Below are 17,054 nucleotides of genomic sequence, written 5' to 3'. Positions count from 1 at the left end.
CAGACTTAGTCTTGGTCTTGCTGAAGCATTGGCATTTTTATGCCTTTTTCCTTTGCTGTCTTAATCGCTAGCTCATAACCAGCATCCGCATGACGAACCACACCCATACCAGGGTCAGTTGTTAATACCCGCTCAAGGCGAACTTCCGCATCTTTTGATCCATCAGCCACAATAACCATGCCGGAATGCTGGGAATAACCCATGCCGACTCCGCCGCCGTGATGTAGAGAAACCCAGCTAGCACCACCAACGGCATTAATCATCGCATTCAAAATCGGCCAGTCAGAAACCGCATCACTGCCATCTCTCATTGCCTCTGTTTCGCGGTTTGGCGAGGCAACAGAACCAGCGTCCAAATGATCACGGCCAATAACGATTGGTGCAGAAACCTCACCGGAGGCAACCATATCATTAATCACTTTTCCAAAACGGGCGCGGTCACCATAACCTAACCAGCAAATCCGTGCTGGAAGTCCTTGGAAGCTGATTTTTTCCTGAGCCATCCTAACCCATTTGCAAAGATGCTCATCATCTTTGAACTCGCGTAGCAAAGCTTCATCAATTTTGTGAATATCTTTAGGGTCACCTGAAAGGGCTGCCCAGCGGAATGGTCCTTTTCCTTCACAGAACAACGGACGGATATAAGCTGGAACGAAGCCTGGGAAGTCAAATGCGTTTTCTACGCCTTCGTCCTTTGCAACCTGACGGATATTGTTACCGTAATCAAACGTTACGGCACCTTTTTCTTGCATTTTCAACATGGCTTGCACATGTATAGCCATACTTTGTTTAGCAAGCTTCACAAACCCAACCGGGTCTGCTTTCCTTAACACTGCTGCTGCTTGTAATGAATAACCAACTGGAATATAGCCGTTTAAAGGATCGTGTGCAGAGGTTTGATCTGTTAGTACATCAGGATTAAAGCCTTTTTCAATCATTAATGGTAAAATTTCAGCCGCATTTCCTAATAAGCCGATTGATAACGCCTTTCCTTCTACCTTCGCCTTATGAGCCATTTTCAATGCTTCCTCTAAGTCGTTTGTTTTTACATCAAGGTATGAGGTTTCAATCCGACGGTCTATTCTCGTTTCATCGACATCTATCGCTAAACAGACTCCATCGTTCATGGTAACTGCTAAAGGCTGTGCACCACCCATGCCGCCAAGACCGGCTGTCAATGTGATCGTGTGCTTCAATGTTCCGCCAAATTCCTGACGAGCAAGCTCGGCAAAGGTTTCATACGTTCCTTGAACAATTCCTTGGCTACCAATATAGATCCAGCTGCCCGCCGTCATTTGACCGTACATCATCAGTCCCTTTTTATCTAACTCATGGAAATGCTCCCAATTCGCCCAGGCTGGAACGAGGTTGGAGTTAGCAAGTAATACACGAGGTGCGTCTTTATGAGACTTCCAAACAGCTACGGGTTTACCAGATTGAATTAGCAATGTTTCATCATTTTCTAATTCAAGCAGCGTTTTCACAATCGCATCATATGACTCCCAGTTACGAGCAGCTTTACCAATTCCCCCGTAAACTACTAAATCCTCCGGTCTTTCGGCAACCTCTTGGTCAAGGTTGTTCATCAGCATGCGAAGCGCTGCCTCTTGAATCCACCCCTTTGCATGTAGTTCTGTTCCATTATAGTTTTTAATGACTCTCGGTTTCACCGTATTCTTTTCCATCGATTCCACTCCTTTTTATCATTTATTTTATTATAAAAATGAAATCTTCTGAAAAATACCACTGAAAACTTATATAAAAGATAGTATTTTTATCTTAAGATAGATAATATGGGTTTTACAGACAGAGTCAATGATAATATTTTTAGAAACAAGTAATATTTTTAGAAAAAATAGACTCAGGATTCATCCTGAGCCTATCTCACCGTTCAACATATCCACTTTTTTCATTCGGAACTCCCGCGGTGACAACCCGATGATTTCTTTAAACATTTTGCTAAAGTAATTTGAATTTTGATAACCGACCAGAGCTGAAATTTCTTTTACCTGCTTGCTTGTCTCCAGTAATAACCGTTTCGCTTCCTTCATCCTTATTCCAGACAAAACGTCGGTAAAGCTTGAACTCGTTCTCGACGCAAGCAGATGACTGAAATAGGAAGGATTGCGGTCCACATATTTCGCGACGTCTTCCAGTCGAAGGTTACTATTGGAAAAGTTAGCCTCCATATAAGCAATTGCTCGTTCTATCGGATCTTGCTTTAGGTTTTGGATGCTCGTTTCAGCACCAAGAAATAGTCTTTGGATAAATAAAATCAGGTTCTGAACAGTCCGATAAAGAACGGTATCATACAATATGGAATTGAAAATATAGCGGTAATCCCGCTCCAAATCGTGGTCTTCATGTAAATTATACGTTTTCATAAATCTTCGTACTTGAGCTAAAATACTCGTCAGTCTGATCCTTACTAGGCCAGGATCAGGATAAGGGTCTTTTAATTGTAGGAATTCATCATAAAGCCAATTTTTTATTTGTTCTAAGTCAATGGTAGTAAGCATTTCAACCCATGCCCGTTGTTCAGGAGGTGTCAAGAAAGGGTCGGTGTGAACCCAATCCGGGGAATATTCAAACTCCACTACCTGCTGATATCCCTTGTAATAGGTGAACTCCATCATTTTTCTTATTTGCAGGTATTTCTGATTTAATGACATGGAATGATCATGGCCCTTATGAATAACGATTGCAAGGGGATCGGAAAATTCCTCCTCCCACCTTCTCATCGCCTTTTGGCACTGTTCCGTTATATTCGGACATGTGTCCTTAAATAAAAGGATCATCATATCACTCAAAGGGAAAATTCCACGTACATCTTTGAAAGGATATTCAGTTAAAAAAGAGTGCAATGTGTCAATTGTTGCGTTGCTCTCCGTCTGAAGGGCTGCAATTTGATAGCTCTCTATGAACGTCGCTTGTGAAAGAAATAAAGCTTCGTAGGAAATATCTTTATAATAATATGAATGACGGCTTCCAGCTGCATTATTTTTTATTGTTAATTTTCGGGAAGCTTTTTGGTAGGCTGACTTCACCTTAGTTGTCGAAAACGGTTTAATCATCAGGTCTAGGGCCTGCATGTCAATCGCCAGTCTTGCCTTTTCAAAGGTCGCTTCCGCACTTGTTAACAGTAAAACGGGGGCGTATATTTGCATCAACTCGCGAAAGGTCGACCATTCTCCTTTACTTATCATATCAAGCTCTACTAAAACAATATCAGGGGTTTCTTTTTCAAACAAAACAATAAATTCCTGATAGTTTGAAGCCAGTAAAATGTTCGTGACTGGAATCGAAGAGGTTTTCAACAGCCACTTTAACCCCTCCCGCTCATTCAAATCCCGATCGGCAATCAGCCACTTACCTTCCATAAAGAAGTCACCCCTTCTCCCTCAATTATACATAAAACGAAGTAATAGCACGATACGAATGATTTCTTCTTCAAGTGTAAACGATAATAAAAAAATACCGAGGAGTGAGGGAGTGCGGAAAGTCTTTGTTTTAGCAATCGTCATTGCCACCTTTTTTACCTTCAATAACATTAGGGCAAGTACTCATGAATGGAAGGAACCGATTAGGGGTATTTATGTAACTGCTTCGAACACACAAGGACCGCAATTTAAACAGTTACTGAACCTCGTCAAGGAGACAGATTTGAATGCGATGGTTATTGATATTAAGGATGACCACGGTAATCTAACTTTCAATCCTGAAAAAAAATCATCATATTTTAGAGCCATTCGTCCTGTTATTACAAACCCCAAAGAACTGATTCAGACTTTAAAGAAAAATCATATTTATCCGATTGCGAGAATTGTTGTTTTTAAAGACAATGTGTTAGCGAATGCTCACCCAGGCTGGTCCTTTAAAACTTCACAAGGAATCTGGCGCAGTTCACGTGGAGATTCATTTACGAATCCTTTTCAAAAAGAGGTTTGGGACTATAATATCGGGATGGCAATTGAAGCTGCCACCCTCGGCTTTAAAGAAATCCAATTCGATTATGTCAGATTTCCAGAAAAATTTGAAGCCATTGAAGGTAGCCTTACCTATTCTGGTAAAAACAATGGCAGCCATCGCGTTGCCGCGGTGACTGGTTTTGTTAAATATGCTAAGGAAAAATTAACGCCATATGGGGTTAAGGTGTCAGTCGATACGTTTGGCAATGCAACAGTGATCCCTGAAGCACGCGGAATTGGCCAGAACTTTTCACAAATCTCTCAGCATGTCGATGTAATTTCTGCGATGATTTATCCAAGTCATTGGACAAGTAATTTTGGGATTACAAAGCCTGATTTGGAGCCTTTTCGACTGGTTGAAGCATATGCAAAGGTGGAAAATAGCCGCTTGAAAAAATTGACCACACCACCAAAATCTAGGCCATGGCTTCAGGATTTCACCGCTACATGGCTCGGTAAAGGGAATTATAAAGTTTACGGCAAGCAGGAAATCGAAGATCAGATCCGCGCCTTACATGCCCAGGGGATTGATGAATTTTTATTATGGAACGGTTCCAATCACTATACGGTAAACGTTGACTATACACCCTATTAAGTTAACAGGACAAACACCTGCTGATTGGCGTGGTATTTGTCCTGTTTTCCTTTAAGGAAATTAACCCTTACTTTGCGGCTTTGAGAACATAATCCCCATCATTATCCCAAAAAGCATCGTAATAACATGAAGCGTCCCTGTTGACCGAGATAAGAAATTAATCATCATTCTATAATTATCATTCACTAAGCTTGATTGAAGTCGCTCGAAAAAGGGCTGGTAAATCAGGAAATATGGAAGCAAAATTAAAAGAACAGCCATCCAGTTTCGCCCGATGAAATATTTGGTCATTAGAAAATAAATAATTGTTAGGAGAATAGCAAATCCAAAAACAAACCAATTAATATATTGAAGTGCACGACCAGGCTGATCAAAAAAAGCTATTATATTTAGGTATAAAACCCAAAAAAACGCAAATAAAATGGCAAGAATCTGTGTTTCTATTAAAAACCTCATGTAACTATCTCTCTCCTTTCCCAATAGTTATTTATTTTACCATAACCCGATAAACGAAGCACTTTCTACACATCATACTAAACAAAACGCTGTATTCATTTAATAATAAAAAAAATAATAAGAGTATCAAACAAGAAAAAAGGACAAGCAGGATCTGCTCATCCTTCTTGTCCTTGTTCTTTTCCCTTTTTTTCCTAGGTTTAGCCTACGTTTAGACCAAAGTCTGTTGCGATGCGGCCGAGTCCGCCTTGGTAGCCAGAGCCGACTGCTGAGAATTTCCACTCGCCGTTATGACGGTACAATTCCCCAACAACAATCGCTGTTTCAACAGAGAAATCTTCTCCCAAATCATAACGAACTATTTCTTGATTCGTTTCTTCGTTGACGATACGGCAGAAGGCATTCGAGACTTGTCCAAAATTCTGGCCGCGTGCTTCAGCGTCATGAATCGTAATAACAAACGAGATTTTTTCTACTTGAGCAGGAACAGCACTTAAATTTACTTTAACTTGCTCATCATCGCCGTCTCCTTCTCCCGTGCGGTTATCACCTGTATGTACAACAGACCCATTTCCACCTTCTAGCTGATTATAGAAAATAAAATCTCGATCAGAAGCACATTTGCCGTTAGCATCTAATAAGAACACACTTGCATCTAAATCGAAATCATTACCGCCATCATATCGATTGGTGTCCCAGCCAAGACCAACAACTACCTTCGATAAACCGGGATTTGTTTTTGTTAAATCAACCTTCTGACCTTTAGACAATGAAATTGCCATACTAACACCCTTTCGTATTCTATTTTTTATGTAACCTTCTAATAAAATAGAAAGCTAATAACAATCTTAACCTACAATTAACAATACCACACTTAGAAAAATGTCATTCCTAAAAATTATTATACCTCCTTTAAGTGTACAAAAATCAACTTTAATTTACTACCATTATTTTCATATTTATCATTTTAAATCAGTAGGTCCTCTCTGAACAAGATTATCCATTGAGAAATATGGTTAAATTAAGAAAGTCAAACCAAGAATGGTTGGTTATGCTATAATAAACTGTTAGCAAAACGGGTGAACCGTTTATTTTTAAGCAGGGAGCGATTGTTTTTATGATAAAAATTGAAATACCTAACCCAGATATCGTGATTACAAAAAATAGGCAAGTTGGAGAAAAAGTGGAATCCCCATTAAGCAGTGTATATGGATTCACCGATTACAATAAAATTCCCAGGGATAAAGGCGGAATTATCTTATTTTTTAACGCAAACGATGAATTGTTGTTTATCGGTAAAGCTAGAAAATTAAGACCACGGGTAAAGAGACATTTTGAAGATACTGTTTCCCCGATCAAAACGGTTCGCAATGAAGTTTATAGGATTGCCGTATGTGTGGTGGAAGACCCGATGGAGAGAGAAATATATGAAACCTATATTATTAATACTCTTCATGCGAAATACAATATCGATAAGGTTTTCTATAAATAATTCTAATTAATGAAAAGAGTGGGTATGAATCTACGGATATGGATAACCTGCTCTTTTCTTGTTAACTGATACCCAGCTATTTCAACCGATGCATTATTTTCGATTATTCATTCAATGAAAAAACGCTCCTGCAAAGGCAGAAACGTCATTTAGGCATTCCTATTTAAAAAATAATATCACGGTGGCCGCGCAAGAATTTTTTCGCTAGCAAATACATACAAACTTAGGACTTAATACCCCCTAAACCAAATTCCTCAGACGATTCAACCTTGATGCAAACTCCTTTATCGCTTCCACATCTAAATTTGATTGATCAGAAATGATACTATCTACTTTTTTTACAACCTGTCTTTCAAAAAAGTTCATTTTCGAAACAAGAAATTCTCCGCCAAACAAGCCAAGCGCCGCCGAGTTTTTCCGTAAATCTTGGGGAAAGGCATGATTAAATTGCTCAATCGCCAGATCTCCTTCACGCATACAGCATAGGAAAAGCCCTAAATCCTTTTCAAGCAGCTCATCGTGGTTATTTTTGATAAACTGTTTGATTCTCCTTTGAATGGTGCCGGCATGAATGGAACCGCCGATAAGGACGGTATCAAAATCTTTGAGGTCAAATACGGTCTTCTCTTTCTTCAAATCTACCGATAATACTTCTCCTTCAAGATTCTCACTTAATAATCCTACTACTTTTTCTGTAGTCCCGTGGGATGAGCAATAAACAATTAGACTTTTCATGAAAATACCCCTCTCCGAAATTTTACAAAAAAACCAGCCGCGATTACTTTTGAATAGGCTTGGTTGTGAATATATTTAATTCCATTATAAATCTTATTGAAGCCAATACCCGCAAAAATATTGGCAAAATTTTTACAATTCACTTATGGTGTCAGGCACCAATGCCCATCTCCAGCTAAAGCAGATAAAATGGTCCAATTTTCATCTACTAAATATCATCTTTGCAAAATCCCCAATCTCATTAATCGCCTTTCTTGATTCTGGTATGAAATCACCGCTCATTTGCCAAACATGCCACATTCCATCCCAAACCTTCATCGTGACCTTAACCCCTGCTTTACGTGCCTGGGCCGCAAGCATTTCTGCATCACTTTGCAATATTTCATGACTGCCAACTTGTATGAACAGTGGCGGAAGTCCTGTTAAATCGGCAAAAACTGGTGAAATCAACGGATGATCGAGGGCTGCCTCTCCTGCATACATCCGTGCGGTTTTCCTCACACCATCCACGTTCAAATACGGATCTACCCCTCCGTTTTTTTGATAGCTTTCCCCACTGCTTGTTAAATCCACCCATGGAGAAAGACAGACAAGCGCTGCCGGGAGCCGTTCATTCTGATTTTTCAGCACCAAAGAAGTTGCGATACTCAAGCCGCCACCAGCAGAATCACCGGCAAAAATAATGTTGGTGGATTGGTAACCTTGCCCGAGCAGCCAGCGGTAAACACAGACCGCATCTTCAATCGCAGACGGAAATGGATGTTCAGGTGCAAGCCGGTACTCCGGTAAAAGCACCTTTACCCCCGCTGCCCTTCCAATTCCAGCCGCAAGCGTCCTATGTGTCTGTACGGAACAATATCCATAACCCCCGCCATGCAAATAAAGAATGACCTTGTCATTTTTTGAGTCACTATAGGAAAGCCACTCTGCGTAAATTCCATCCATATCAAGCGGCTCAACCATACAGTTTTTTGGCATCCTCAATGCTTTAGAGGCAGCATCCAGCTTTTGGCGCCTTTCCTTTATCCCCTTTTTTTGCAAACTTTTACCACCAACTCTTTTTACAGTTAGTTTAATTACTTTTTCTAAAAAAAAACTTTTGAAACTCGGCATGGTCCCTATCCCCCTTTCAAGCTTCGATTTATCTATATTCATTATACTGAAAAAACCTTTTTTACATATAACTTCCAGTCTGAAATTCATCATTTTTATTTCATTTTTCGAAAATTTCGTAAACATTCTGTAACAATTGGTCCATTTCCTATAGTACAATTAAATTAACCGGAAACCATAAACGTGGAGGTTTTTTATGAATCGACTTACTGATCATTTAGTTATTATTTCCTTTGATTGTTTAGCTGCTTTAGATTTTCCTATTTTAAAAGAATTACCACACTTTCAGACCATATTGACAAATGGGGCTTATGTAGAAAATGTCGAATCTATTTACCCTTCTGTGACCTATCCATGTCATGCGACGATCGTGACCGGAAATTATCCGAAACGTCATGGTGTGATTAATAATACCCTCTTGCAGCCAGGTATACTTTCTCCGGACTGGAATTGGTACCGCAATTCTATCAAAGGTACGACTTTGTATGATGAAGCAAAAAAAGCAAACATGACGACTGCTGCTTTATTATGGCCAGTGACGGCAAAAGCAAAGATTGACTATAACATGCCCGAGATTTTTGCCAATCGTTCTTGGCAAAATCAAATCCTGATTTCACTAATGAACGGTACTCCCCGTTTTCAATTGGAACTAAATAAACGCTACGGCCATATCCGCCACGGTTTGAATCAGCCGGAATTGGATGACTTTGTCCTAGAATCAACCGTCCATACAATTAAAACAAAAAAACCGAATTTATTGATGGTCCATTTTACCGATTTGGATTCTCAGCGCCATTATCATGGGTTTTCTTGTAAGGAAGCAATTGCAGCGATTCATCGCCATAACGAGCGGTTGGGCAGAATTATTGATGCCTTAAAGGAAAGCGGACTCTATGAAAAATCGACCGTAGTAGTATTAGGCGATCATAGTGCCCTCGATGAAAATAAGGCGCTCCATATCAATGTACTTTTACATAAACAAAGGTTAATCACAACCAATGCAAAAGGTAAGCTAATTAATTGGAAGGCTTATAGTAAAAGTTGTGATGGCTCCGCATATATTTATCTAAAAGACACGCACGATACCACGACATTTAATGAAGTAAAGCTTCTTGTGGATTCATTGCTCCAAGACCCTGATTCGGGAATTGAAAGGGCTCTTACTGGTGAACAAGCGGCTGAAAAAGGGGCAGACGGGACTTGCGCCTTCATGCTTGAGGCCCAAAGAGGTTATTACTTTTTAGAAGATTTTGAAGGGGAGTATATCAAAGCCATTACCCAGGAGGATGTTACGGCAGATAAAAAATATACATTAGCCTGCCATGGATATTCACCAGAAAAAGAGAATTACGGCACAACTTTTATGGCGGCTGGGAAAGGGATTAAACCGATTACGCTCCCAAGGATTCGGCTCATTGATGAAGGCCCGACATTCGCTAGGCTTCTTGGTGTTAATTTAGGAAATACTGATGGACGGGTGATTGAAGAAATTTTGACTTTATAAAGACTAAAAAAAGGAGGAAATTGAATGAGTCGAATGTCGAAGCAAGAAAAAAGCTGGGTGTTTTATGATTGGGCAAACTCTGCCTATTCCATTCTCATAACTACCGCCATTTTTCCATTATACTTTAAAGCAGCGGCCAAAACGGCTGGACTGGCGGCTTCTACCTCCACGGCTTATTGGGGGTATGCCAATTCCTTTGCTACACTGTTGATTTCGATTTGTGCACCCATTTTGGGGAGTATCGCCGATTTCAAAGGGTTTAAAAAACGATTTTTTGCCTTTTTCTTAGCCCTTGGAATTGTTTTCACCCTTCTGCTTGCCGTTGTGCCTAGTAATCAATGGCTGATCTTATTAATCTGTTATATGCTCACCGTCATTGGTTTTGGCGGAACCAATATTTTCTACGATGCCTTCCTTGTCGATGTGACGACAGAAGAACGGATGAATCAGATTTCTTCAAAAGGATTTGCAATGGGCTACATTGGAAGCACGATCCCATTCATTATCAGCATTGCCCTTATCATTTTATCGCAGAAAAACATTATTCCTTTATCGGTGCCTGTGGCAAGTCAAGCGGCATTTGCGATAACCGCTTTATGGTGGGGCTTATTCACCATCCCGATGTTAAAAAATGTGCAGCAGGTTTATTATAAGGAACGTGTGCCAAACCCTATTGCAAATGGTTTTAAACAGTTATTCGAAACGTTTAAAAAAATAAAGCTTTATCGTCCTTTATTTCTATTTTTACTCGCTTATTTCTTTTACATTGACGGGGTTAATACCATCATTACGATGTCGACAGCATACGGATCCGATTTAGGCATCACTTCTACTAACCTATTGATTATTTTGTTTGCCACCCAAGTTGTCGCTGCTCCGTTTGCGATTTTATATGGAAGGCTTGCCGATAAATTCAAGGGTAAGACGATGCTTCTGGTTGGGATTTTTATCTATATTGTGATTTGTACGTACGCCTATTTCTTAAAAACTACTTTAGATTTCTGGATTCTGGCAATGCTTGTTGCCTCCTCTCAAGGTGGAATCCAGGCATTAAGCCGTTCCTATTTTGCAAAGCTGGTACCAAAAGAAAGTGCCAATGAGTTCTTTGGGTTCTATAGTATTTTTTATAAGTTTGCCGCGATCTTAGGACCGTTTTTAGTCGGATTAACCGCCCAGTTAACGGGCAATACAAACAGCGGCGTATTTAGTTTAATCGTATTGTTCATCATCGGCGGCCTGATCCTCCTGCGCGTACCAGAAGTAAACAATATCTCAAAATCAAACACGCTTTCTCAATAAAAATGACGAGACCTCACCGTGTTGTGAGGTCTCTCATTTATTTACCTTGATTTTTCCAGCATTACTTTTTCATTAACTTTTGAATTGTGACCAGAATCTCATCTAAAACCTCAAGATCGCCTTCTTGAATTCTTTCCACCACACAACTCTTCATATGGCCTTCCAACAAAATTTTTGCAACACTATTTAGTGCAGATGTAGTAGCGGATATCTGGTTTATGACATCATCACAGTACGTATCTTTTTCAATTAGCCCTTTGATACCACGAATTTGGCCTTCAATACGGTTAAGTCTTGTCACGAGATTATTCTTCACTTTATCGGAATGATGGCTTTTTCGTTGGCTACCGTCATGTGCGCAACAGGATTCATCCAATTGTTCTTCCCCGTTATCTTGATCAAAAGACATACGAACGCCCTCCTTTTTTTCTTATTATATCATACCCCGGTATAGTAATACGACAAGCTAATCCATTAATATAATCGAGAAACGGCCTACTGTCATAGTATTCGTTTTGATTTGTTGACAGTCTTTTTTTAACATGTAATACTTGAACTACAATTCAAGTATTCTAAAAAAATTGACCTATTTTACAAATAATTGTAATCCCCTAAGACCAAAAAGTCTATGACTGAAGGAGTTTTATATGAAAACACGAATGTTATTAAATTTCATACTCATTATCATTATCTATTCCGTTTTCAGCTTTTATATTGCCTGGAACGAATGGGTTTGGCTTCATACAGCATTCGGTCTGGAGGATAAATGGATTTACGGTTTATTGGTTGGCATCATTTCCTATTCCTATATCATTGGTCATTTTCTAAAAAGAGTCCCTCTATTTAAAATAATCGGCTCGTATTGGTTTGGGTTATTCCAATACGCAATCTTATTCCTACCACTAGCAAATCTTGTTGCATTCATTCTAGTTTTCGCCGGTCTACCGACAACATCGGTCATTATTTGGGTCGGTGGAGCGGTTCTTGCAGCCTTTGTCCTTCTCTTTAGCTATGGAACTTATAATGCCTACAGCCCGGTGGTTCGGACTTTTTCCATTGTTATCCCAAAACGTATTAATGACCGTTCACATCTAAAAATCGCCATGGCCTCTGATATGCATTTTGGCAGACTCTCTGGTTTAGCCCATGTTCGCCGGCTTGTCCGCGAAGTAAACAAACTGAAACCAGATATCATATTATTACCGGGTGATATCATCGACGACGATCCCGAACCCTTTCTCCAAAAGAAAATGGGGGATGTCTTGCAGAGATTATCAGCTCCACTAGGCGTTTTCGGTGTCTTGGGAAACCATGAATATTATGGCGGCGAAATCCCAAGATTTTTAAAGGAAATGGAACGAATCGGTATATCAATTTTACTTGATCAAGTAATAAAGGTAGATAATCTTTTTTATCTTGCCGGCCGAAAAGACAAAACGGATATCAATAGGCTGTCAATCGAGAATTTACTAGCAGACATGGACCCAACTCTTCCCCTCATCATGATGGATCATCAACCGGCTGAAATAAAGCTAGCTGAGAAACATCATGTCGACTTGCTTCTTTCAGGACATACACACAGAGGTCAAATGGCCCCGAATCATTTGATTACTCGCAGAATATTTGAACTCGATTGGGGTTATTTGCAAAAAAATCAGCTGCATACCATTGTTTCATCAGGGTTTGGATTTTGGGGTCCACCCCTTCGGATTGGTAGCCGGTCGGAAATTATCCAAATTGATATAACATTTTCGTAATCAGAATCATTGTCCATAGATGCTGTAGATTCACAACCGAGTTTATTTAGATGCTCTTTTGAATATTTTTTTATGGTAACCTCTCATTTTTCCGTTTCTCTGATTCTTTAATCTCGCTTTATTTGTTCGATTTCATTTATAATATTTTCATAACAATTGGAAGGTGTTGATTACTTTGGCAAACCAAGCTGAATCTCCAAAAATCTCGGTTAATTCGATGATTTCACTTAAAGGAATCGTAAAAGCAATTTTCAATGATACCATTCATGTACAAATTGGTGGAAAGGTTATTACACTTCCAACATCAGAGTTCCAGCTAGAAAAACCAATACGATAGTTTTCCATACTTTGCTAATTGATTATTAATTTATCAAAGAAAGCCTCCCACCTAACGTGAGAGGCTTTTTTGAGCATCAAAATCTTAACAAAGCTATTTTTTTTGCAGCAGGTATTCAATAAATGGAAGATTAAAACTTCCATTCATTAACGACATTTCCTCTTCCTTTTCATGTTCAGCTTGTTTAATTTCTGAAATTTCTTTATGGAGCCGTTCCATTTTGCTGTCTAACTCTTCTGCCATTACAGCGGCCTCTTTTAATTCAGCGACCATTTGGTTCGGCACTTCCTTGTTGTATTTATAATATATTTTATGTTCTAAACTGGCCCAAAAATCCATTGCAATCGTCCGTATTTGAACCTCAACATAGGTTAATTCCTCACGGTCTGACATAAATATAGGTATTTCTAAAATTAAATGAAGGCTTTGATAACCATTTGGCTTTGGATTTTTAATGTAATCCTTATAATCAACAACTCGAACATCTTTTTGACCGGCGATCATATTACTTAATTCGTAAATATCAGATTTAAACGAACAAGTAATCCGAATTCCTGCAATATCCCTTACATTTTCTTTAATCGAGGCTAAAGAAAAATTATAGCCCTTCCGATATACCTTCTTAAAAATGCTTTCTGGTGACTTAATCCGCGACTTTACATGTTCTATTGGATTATAGTCATGAATATAATTAAATTCATCTTTTAGAATATTTATTTTCGTATTCATTTCGTCTAAAGCAAATTTGTAGGCCATCATAAATCTCGTCAGTTCCAATTTCAGTGCTTTAAGTTCTTTCATATCAATCATTTGCTCAATATTCAATTAGTTATGTCCTCTCCATCGAAGTTTAGCCAGTTATTCTGCTGGACTTTTTTCTTCGGTTCGCAATTTTTTCAATATATCTGGCGGAAATACCATGCGGCACATCACTTTAGCAAGTTCATGGTAATCTGCCTGCTTTCCGCTTTGTTTCTCTTTATCAGGCCCATTTTCCGCTAAAACCATAATCGACCATGTGACTGTATCCATATCTAAATCTTTCCAGGTTAACCCACATTCACTTACTTGTTTTAATCCAGAAAGGATTCTTCCATGAATCTTTCTCCTGGCCACACTCAATACTTCTGCCAATTCTGGATCCTTAGGCAATAATTCAGGCAGCACGCGACGAAGTCCTACCTCTTTAAGCCGATCATTATGGGCTTCCAAAAGTGACGCTAATAAAGCTTCAGGATCACAGGAAAGCCAACTCGGTTCAGGGGGCAGAAGCTTGTCTAATTTATCCTCTAATAGAGACATTAAAAGTTGTCGTTTATCTGAAAAATAACGATAAAAGGTTCCCGTAGCTACTCCTGCATGAGCGGCAATTTCCTTTGCCGTTGTGTGTTCGTATCCCTTAGAAAAAAATAACATATGCCCGCTTTCGAGCAGTGCATTTCTTTTTTGTTGGGCACGTTCCTGTTTAGGGACAAATGGAAAATCGCCAACAAGTATATCCTCACGGTCTGACATTTTATCACCTCATTTCCTATCATAACACATAATAAAAAAATGAACCATAGTTCACTTTACGGTTGACAGTCAGCCAAAACCGTGTAATACTTGAACTGTAGTTCATGTTACCATCACTTCACTATTTTTCACCCCTTGATTAATGGAATGAGGGTAACATGAACAAAATTTTTTTAACAGATGATAATCAATAAAGGAATTTACAATATTTTTTGCGAATATTATATGTGTAGTATTTTTTTATTGTCTCCACTATTAATAGGATGTAAAACCTTAGAAAGGTGTTGAATACTTTGGCCAATCATTCTGAAACAAAAAAAATCGCTGTTAATTCAACCATTTCATTAAAAGGAATTGTGAAAGCCATTTTCAACGATACCGTTCACGTTCAAATTGGCGGAAAAATCATTCCGATTCCTACCACTGATTTTCTGATTGAAAAACCAATACAGTAAAAACCTTTTCGTTTTCCAATGAAGTCCATCACAATCGTGGTGGGCTTTTTTTAAAATGCTGGGCTTTATATCATCTGTCTAGATAACGGGCAAGCTCGAGTGCTTGCGCTTTTCAAATCTGCCCAAATTTCTTTTAAATTTGAAAAACCATTCATCGCGTTATTTCATAACATACAAAAGATATCTCTTTTAACAAAGAATTCATATCCTCAGCAAAAAAATACGAAGCGTTTGGTTTCAATGGGATGTGAAGAAATTGAAGAATATTTGTGAATTCAACCAAGGAATCCGTTCAGTTCAATTGATTCAACGAAATCTCGATCTCATTACCGCTGGATTACTTTTAACGGGGCAACTTACCATCTCCCGATTAATTATTGAACCAGGTGGATTTGCGTTATCAGTGGGCGGGCCATTAACTGGCATTGCCCGATTGGAAGGGAAATATGGGAATAAAACATTAAGCTTAGTCATTGACGTTGGAGATATTATTTTAGCAGTATTATTAATTATCGATCAGATTAATGTGTCAGGTGTCTTTTTAGGCCCAGGGCGATTTACCATCAATATGTCAGGACCCATATTTGGTATTCCTAAACACGATTACACCTTGCCCGATATCGAAAAAGTCTTCACGCAATTCCGCTGGATTGTGACTGATTATTTAAATGTTGATTCCTAATGGTTCAATACTAAATGAAGGGTGTGCTTTTATGGCCTTAACTGATTTACCTACCATTGAACCATCAAAAGGTGGTATATTTTTATTTTTACTTTCCATCGCTGTCTTTATCTTTTTCTTTACCCAAGCGAAAGAAAGCGATGTCTCCCAGATGAGATAATCGCTTTTTTCTTTATTTTTTTATGTGTACGGCCTTTTGATAGCAGTCACACGTGATGATATGGTCATTTACCATGCCAACTGCCTGCATAAACGCGTAACAAATCGTTGAGCCGACAAATTTAAACCCGCGTTTCTTTAAATCTTTACTTAATTTATCGCTGATTTCGGTTGTTGCCGGAACATCTTTCATTTCTTTGAAGTGATTTTGAATTGGCTTCCCACCTACAAATGACCAGATATACGTTTGGAAGGAGCCATATTCCTCGATCACCTGCAAATAGGCCCTTGCATTTGTTATGACCGCATTTATTTTCAGTTTATTTCGGACAATTCCTTCATTATGTAACAATTCTTCTATTTTACACTCATCATACCGGATGATTTTTTCAGCAACAAAGTTATCAAAGGCTTTGCGGTAATTCTCCCGCTTCTTTAAAATCGTATACCAGCTTAGGCCTGCCTGTGCCCCTTCAAGATTTAAATATTCAAATAGCAAGCGATCCTCATAGACAGGGACTCCCCATTCATGATCATGGTAATCGATATATAGAGGATCCTGATTGACCCAGCCACATCTATTCATTTTTGTAACCCCCAAACTTATTTTCCTATTGGTATATTAAAATTATAACAATAATACCCATTTAATACACTATGGAACTAGCATTTATTTTCCACCATAAAAAACTATCATGAGCCTCAACTCCCAACCCTATCATGGAAATAAATTTAGAGAACAAGCCGTAGTCACCTAATAAAGGCGGTGAGAGCAGAGCTAGACTTCACATCTTTCGTCTAGTGAAAGGGGTATTTCACTTTAACTGGTTAAAGTGATTCATTTTTGCGGCGCTCCGCCCCTTTTCCACAGAAAACTCATATGGTGACTCGTTCCTCGTCACCACCATCTAAAATGAAAATGATTCCGACCCACGTTTAGTTTAGCTCCTCATTAGATTGACCAAAATGAAAGGTACAACAATACAA

General features: G+C 38.9%; 19 protein-coding genes. 9 read left to right on the top strand and 10 right to left on the bottom strand.

What is annotated here, in order from left to right; all coding sequences use genetic code 11:
• Positions 1-5 precede the first annotated feature (5 nt).
• Together hutU and M5A78_RS22595 are read right to left on the bottom strand one after the other, a co-directional pair.
• A complete protein-coding gene (hutU, locus tag M5A78_RS22600) occupies positions 6-1,685 on the bottom strand; it encodes a urocanate hydratase (RefSeq protein ID WP_248737541.1) in 1,680 nt (559 codons plus the stop codon).
• 183 nt (positions 1,686-1,868) lie between these two features.
• A complete protein-coding gene (locus M5A78_RS22595) occupies positions 1,869-3,380 on the bottom strand; it encodes a helix-turn-helix domain-containing protein (protein ID WP_248737540.1) in 1,512 nt (503 codons plus the stop codon).
• Positions 3,381-3,492: 112 nt separating this feature from the next.
• Here M5A78_RS22595 and M5A78_RS22590 point away from each other — a divergent pair, with 112 nt between their 5' ends.
• Entirely contained in the window at positions 3,493-4,563 is a 1,071-nt protein-coding gene (locus M5A78_RS22590; RefSeq protein WP_248737539.1) for a putative glycoside hydrolase, read from the top strand.
• A 60-nt stretch (positions 4,564-4,623) separates the two neighbouring features.
• Here the strand turns inward: M5A78_RS22590 and M5A78_RS22585 are convergent, their stop codons facing one another.
• Both M5A78_RS22585 and M5A78_RS22580 read right to left on the bottom strand, forming a co-directional pair.
• On the bottom strand, positions 4,624-5,019 hold the full coding sequence (locus M5A78_RS22585; protein WP_248737538.1) for a hypothetical protein: 396 nt from the start codon (positions 5,017-5,019) through the stop codon (positions 4,624-4,626).
• Positions 5,020-5,219: 200 nt separating this feature from the next.
• On the bottom strand, positions 5,220-5,801 hold the full coding sequence (locus M5A78_RS22580) for a TerD family protein (RefSeq protein WP_248737537.1): 582 nt from the start codon (positions 5,799-5,801) through the stop codon (positions 5,220-5,222).
• Between the two features lie 335 nt (positions 5,802-6,136).
• On the opposite strand from M5A78_RS22580, the gene M5A78_RS22575 reads away from it, so the two are divergent.
• On the top strand, positions 6,137-6,511 hold the full coding sequence (locus M5A78_RS22575) for a nucleotide excision repair endonuclease (protein ID WP_248737536.1): 375 nt from the start codon (positions 6,137-6,139) through the stop codon (positions 6,509-6,511).
• Between the two features lie 240 nt (positions 6,512-6,751).
• Here the strand turns inward: M5A78_RS22575 and M5A78_RS22570 are convergent, their stop codons facing one another.
• Together M5A78_RS22570 and M5A78_RS22565 are read right to left on the bottom strand one after the other, a co-directional pair.
• On the bottom strand, positions 6,752-7,246 hold the full coding sequence (locus tag M5A78_RS22570; protein ID WP_248737535.1) for a flavodoxin domain-containing protein: 495 nt from the start codon (positions 7,244-7,246) through the stop codon (positions 6,752-6,754).
• Between the two features lie 201 nt (positions 7,247-7,447).
• Positions 7,448-8,359, bottom strand: coding sequence for an alpha/beta hydrolase (locus M5A78_RS22565; RefSeq protein WP_248737534.1), 912 nt, complete (start codon positions 8,357-8,359; stop codon positions 7,448-7,450).
• 196 nt (positions 8,360-8,555) lie between these two features.
• Between M5A78_RS22565 and M5A78_RS22560 the strand changes: the two genes are divergently transcribed.
• Positions 8,556-9,863 carry an alkaline phosphatase family protein gene (locus M5A78_RS22560; protein ID WP_248737533.1) on the top strand — a complete coding sequence of 436 codons (1,308 nt, stop codon included), beginning with the start codon at positions 8,556-8,558 and terminating at the stop codon, positions 9,861-9,863.
• Positions 9,864-9,887: 24 nt separating this feature from the next.
• Positions 9,888-11,162, top strand: a complete 1,275-nt coding sequence (locus tag M5A78_RS22555) for an MFS transporter (protein WP_248737532.1) — start codon at positions 9,888-9,890, stop codon at positions 11,160-11,162.
• A gap of 61 nt (positions 11,163-11,223) precedes the next feature.
• On the opposite strand, the gene M5A78_RS22550 is transcribed toward M5A78_RS22555, so the two are convergent.
• Positions 11,224-11,571 carry a metal-sensitive transcriptional regulator gene (locus M5A78_RS22550; protein ID WP_248737531.1) on the bottom strand — a complete coding sequence of 116 codons (348 nt, stop codon included), beginning with the start codon at positions 11,569-11,571 and terminating at the stop codon, positions 11,224-11,226.
• A 238-nt stretch (positions 11,572-11,809) separates the two neighbouring features.
• Between M5A78_RS22550 and M5A78_RS22545 the strand changes: the two genes are divergently transcribed.
• Positions 11,810-12,919: a metallophosphoesterase gene (locus tag M5A78_RS22545; protein ID WP_248737530.1), complete on the top strand. Its 1,110-nt coding sequence runs from the start codon at positions 11,810-11,812 to the stop codon at positions 12,917-12,919.
• A gap of 175 nt (positions 12,920-13,094) precedes the next feature.
• Positions 13,095-13,256, top strand: coding sequence for a hypothetical protein (locus tag M5A78_RS22540; protein ID WP_248737529.1), 162 nt, complete (start codon positions 13,095-13,097; stop codon positions 13,254-13,256).
• Positions 13,257-13,349: 93 nt separating this feature from the next.
• On the opposite strand, the gene M5A78_RS22535 is transcribed toward M5A78_RS22540, so the two are convergent.
• Positions 13,350-14,081 carry a GTP pyrophosphokinase gene (locus M5A78_RS22535; RefSeq protein WP_406603737.1) on the bottom strand — a complete coding sequence of 244 codons (732 nt, stop codon included), beginning with the start codon at positions 14,079-14,081 and terminating at the stop codon, positions 13,350-13,352.
• 33 nt (positions 14,082-14,114) lie between these two features.
• Positions 14,115-14,771 (bottom strand): TetR/AcrR family transcriptional regulator, encoded by a 657-nt coding sequence (locus tag M5A78_RS22530; protein WP_248737528.1) that lies wholly within the window; start codon positions 14,769-14,771, stop codon positions 14,115-14,117.
• 293 nt (positions 14,772-15,064) lie between these two features.
• Between M5A78_RS22530 and M5A78_RS22525 the strand changes: the two genes are divergently transcribed.
• From M5A78_RS22525 to M5A78_RS24760, 3 genes are all read left to right on the top strand, one after another.
• Positions 15,065-15,226, top strand: a complete 162-nt coding sequence (locus tag M5A78_RS22525) for a hypothetical protein (protein ID WP_248737527.1) — start codon at positions 15,065-15,067, stop codon at positions 15,224-15,226.
• A 256-nt stretch (positions 15,227-15,482) separates the two neighbouring features.
• The gene (locus M5A78_RS22520; protein WP_248737526.1) at positions 15,483-15,908 is read left to right on the top strand and encodes a hypothetical protein; all 426 of its coding nucleotides are present in this window, start codon (positions 15,483-15,485) and stop codon (positions 15,906-15,908) included.
• Positions 15,909-15,939: 31 nt separating this feature from the next.
• On the top strand, positions 15,940-16,068 hold the full coding sequence (locus M5A78_RS24760; RefSeq protein ID WP_264760479.1) for a hypothetical protein: 129 nt from the start codon (positions 15,940-15,942) through the stop codon (positions 16,066-16,068).
• 12 nt (positions 16,069-16,080) lie between these two features.
• Here the strand turns inward: M5A78_RS24760 and M5A78_RS22515 are convergent, their stop codons facing one another.
• Positions 16,081-16,653, bottom strand: a complete 573-nt coding sequence (locus M5A78_RS22515; protein WP_248737525.1) for a DNA-3-methyladenine glycosylase I — start codon at positions 16,651-16,653, stop codon at positions 16,081-16,083.
• Positions 16,654-17,054: the final 401 nt, after the last annotated feature.

Source organism: Neobacillus rhizosphaerae, assembly GCF_937468385.1.
Classification (GTDB): Bacteria; Bacillota; Bacilli; order Bacillales; family Cytobacillaceae; genus Neobacillus; species Neobacillus rhizosphaerae.
Note: the sequence above shows the minus strand (reverse complement) of the source record. Positions and strands in the feature narration are given on the sequence as shown.

What these genes read in the sequence shown, in the direction of transcription:
- M5A78_RS22585 (WP_248737538.1), bottom strand. Translation starts at nt 5,019, where the DNA reads ATGAGGTTTTTAATAGAAACACAGATTCTTGCCATTTTATTTGCGTTT.
- M5A78_RS22595 (WP_248737540.1), bottom strand. Translation starts at nt 3,380, where the DNA reads ATGGAAGGTAAGTGGCTGATTGCCGATCGGGATTTGAATGAGCGGGAG.
- M5A78_RS22515 (WP_248737525.1), bottom strand. Translation starts at nt 16,653, where the DNA reads ATGAATAGATGTGGCTGGGTCAATCAGGATCCTCTATATATCGATTAC.
- M5A78_RS22550 (WP_248737531.1), bottom strand. Translation starts at nt 11,571, where the DNA reads ATGTCTTTTGATCAAGATAACGGGGAAGAACAATTGGATGAATCCTGT.
- M5A78_RS22570 (WP_248737535.1), bottom strand. Translation starts at nt 7,246, where the DNA reads ATGAAAAGTCTAATTGTTTATTGCTCATCCCACGGGACTACAGAAAAA.
- M5A78_RS24760 (WP_264760479.1), top strand. Translation starts at nt 15,940, where the DNA reads ATGGCCTTAACTGATTTACCTACCATTGAACCATCAAAAGGTGGTATA.
- M5A78_RS22580 (WP_248737537.1), bottom strand. Translation starts at nt 5,801, where the DNA reads ATGGCAATTTCATTGTCTAAAGGTCAGAAGGTTGATTTAACAAAAACA.
- M5A78_RS22555 (WP_248737532.1), top strand. Translation starts at nt 9,888, where the DNA reads ATGAGTCGAATGTCGAAGCAAGAAAAAAGCTGGGTGTTTTATGATTGG.
- M5A78_RS22565 (WP_248737534.1), bottom strand. Translation starts at nt 8,359, where the DNA reads ATGCCGAGTTTCAAAAGTTTTTTTTTAGAAAAAGTAATTAAACTAACT.
- M5A78_RS22530 (WP_248737528.1), bottom strand. Translation starts at nt 14,771, where the DNA reads ATGTCAGACCGTGAGGATATACTTGTTGGCGATTTTCCATTTGTCCCT.
- M5A78_RS22560 (WP_248737533.1), top strand. Translation starts at nt 8,556, where the DNA reads ATGAATCGACTTACTGATCATTTAGTTATTATTTCCTTTGATTGTTTA.
- hutU (WP_248737541.1), bottom strand. Translation starts at nt 1,685, where the DNA reads ATGGAAAAGAATACGGTGAAACCGAGAGTCATTAAAAACTATAATGGA.
- M5A78_RS22545 (WP_248737530.1), top strand. Translation starts at nt 11,810, where the DNA reads ATGAAAACACGAATGTTATTAAATTTCATACTCATTATCATTATCTAT.
- M5A78_RS22575 (WP_248737536.1), top strand. Translation starts at nt 6,137, where the DNA reads ATGATAAAAATTGAAATACCTAACCCAGATATCGTGATTACAAAAAAT.